The 1,968-nt window shown below is 62.0% G+C and carries 3 protein-coding genes; 1 reads left to right on the top strand and 2 read right to left on the bottom strand.

Going from position 1 to position 1,968, the window contains the following annotated elements:
• The first annotated feature begins 18 nt into the window (after positions 1 to 18).
• Positions 19 to 711 carry a GntR family transcriptional regulator gene (locus tag EOA85_RS33935; RefSeq protein ID WP_245486292.1) on the top strand — a complete coding sequence of 231 codons (693 nt, stop codon included), beginning with the start codon at positions 19 to 21 and terminating at the stop codon, positions 709 to 711.
• A 164-nt stretch (positions 712 to 875) separates the two neighbouring features.
• On the opposite strand, the gene EOA85_RS33930 is transcribed toward EOA85_RS33935, so the two are convergent.
• A complete protein-coding gene (locus tag EOA85_RS33930; protein ID WP_127212603.1) occupies positions 876 to 1,190 on the bottom strand; it encodes a hypothetical protein in 315 nt (104 codons plus the stop codon).
• A 284-nt stretch (positions 1,191 to 1,474) separates the two neighbouring features.
• Positions 1,475 to 1,774 carry a hypothetical protein gene (locus tag EOA85_RS33925; RefSeq protein ID WP_127212602.1) on the bottom strand — a complete coding sequence of 100 codons (300 nt, stop codon included), beginning with the start codon at positions 1,772 to 1,774 and terminating at the stop codon, positions 1,475 to 1,477.
• Positions 1,775 to 1,968: the final 194 nt, after the last annotated feature.

Genomic DNA, 1,968 nt, shown 5'->3' with positions numbered 1-1,968 from the left:
GTCAACACGGATTTCGCTATGATATATCAAAAATATATCAGGAGTTCGCCTTTGATATTCAATGAAACAAGCCCGGCGTTCGAGCCAGTGGCGGCGAAAGCCTACCGGGTGCTCGAGCACATGATCGTAACGCTCGAACTGGCGCCTTCAAGCTTCATCACCGAGGGCGCCGTGATCGACAGGCTGGGACTTGGCCGCACGCCGGTGCGCGAGGCGATCCAACGACTGGCGTGGGAGGGACTGCTGGATGTCCGGCCCCGTGCCGGCATCGCCATTGCCCCGCTCCATCCCGGCGACTGGTTGCGCGTTCTCGATGCACGGCGTGGCGTCGAGGTGGTTCTTGCCCGTTCGGCCGCCCGCTTCGTCACCCGTGAGGCCGCCGACCTGTTTCACGACGCCGCGCTTGCCATGCAGAAGGCAGTGATATCGGGCAATGTGCTCGCCTTCATTCAGGCCGACAAGGCGCTCGACGAAGCGCTGGCGCTGGCTGCCGACAACCCCTTCGCTGCGCGGTTGGCTGCTCCCCTGCAAACCCACAGCCGCCGCTTCTGGTTCCGCTACAAGGCCGATACCGGCCTTGCCGAATCGGCCGAGCACCACGTCGCGCTGATCCGCTCGATCCTCGACGGCGACGAAGACGCCGCCGCCAAGGATGCCAAGCGCCTGATGGCGCTGCTGCGCGGCCATGCCGAGGCGGCTGCTACGCGCTAAGAGATCGCAAAGCCAGCCGCCTTCCTTGTTTCAAATCGTGCTTCTGCAATCCACGGCGCCGAATACGTCATCAACGGCGGCACCGACGGTCTGATGCCAAAAAGAGAGAGCAAAAGTCCTCAAAGCGCCTAGCGCCGGCCAGGCGTTGAGCATCGCCCAATCCGTCATGCGTCCTGGTCGGGCGGGATCACCACGTTTTCCCAATGTTCGCCGGCCGCGACGATGCAGCTTCTGCCGGCGACATCGGTGACGATGATCGTCCAGCTTCCGGTCTCGGCGACATAGACCTCCATAACCGCCATTTGACCGATCAGCCCGAAAGCAAACTGTCTTTCCTGGAACTGCTCGCTCAGGTGGGCGACGAGATCGCCATGTTCAACGCAGTACTGATACTGGGCACTTGCGGCGTTCGCACCGACCGCCAATGCGCCAGCAAGAACCAGGGCTTTTACCCAACCCAACAGCGATTTGCGTGCCATAGGGCACCTCCTTTGCCATCACGTCCGGCAAAGGGAGACGCCTCATTTTGCCGGAACGATCCAGGCCGGTTCCGACGTCATCACCATTGCGTCGTTCCTTTCCTTGTTCCGGTCTGTCATCAGCGGGGACGATTCCAGATGTTCCCACTATGTTCGATATATGGTACCGGCACCGAAAAAGCGCAAGCAGGCGCCCGCTGGGGCGCCTGTGGATCCGTTCAAGATCGTCGCCGAGAATCGCGGCCGCGGGGCCATGCCGAGGCGGCTGTCACGCGCTAAGCGGCTCAGGTGCCTGGCAGTGCGGCTGTCGTCACCGCGCTCTCCCAGCCTTCACCCACCGAAACCACGCAGCTTTGACCGCGTGTGTCGCTGGCGAGGATGGTCCAGGTGCCTTTATCGGAAACGAAGACTTCAACAATCACATTCGGATTGACAACGCCGAGCGCAGTCGGATTTTCCCGGAACTTCTCGCCGAGCGCCTTGATCATGTCGGCTCGTGGCGCGCATTGTTCGGCCGCTGTTGCCGAGACGGCGGAAAACGCGGCAGCCGCCGCGCAAAGTATCGACACCATAAGACGCGTCATCTGACACCTCCTTGCGCCGGCCGATGCCCCCGCTGCCGTCAGCGCCGTTGGTTGACCTGCCGCGCCTTCTTCGCGGCAGGATTGCAGATTAAGGTTTCTGCCGCCCGCCTGGTTCCATCACATTAGCGTTCACGCAGATGCGAGCCGCGACCGGTCAACAAAAAGGCCCGGTCGCTGGCCAGGCCTTTTCGTTC

It is taken from the genome of Mesorhizobium sp. M5C.F.Ca.IN.020.29.1.1 (assembly GCF_003997375.1).
Classification (GTDB): Bacteria; Pseudomonadota; Alphaproteobacteria; order Rhizobiales; family Rhizobiaceae; genus Mesorhizobium; species Mesorhizobium wenxiniae.
Note: the sequence above shows the minus strand (reverse complement) of the source record. Positions and strands in the feature narration are given on the sequence as shown.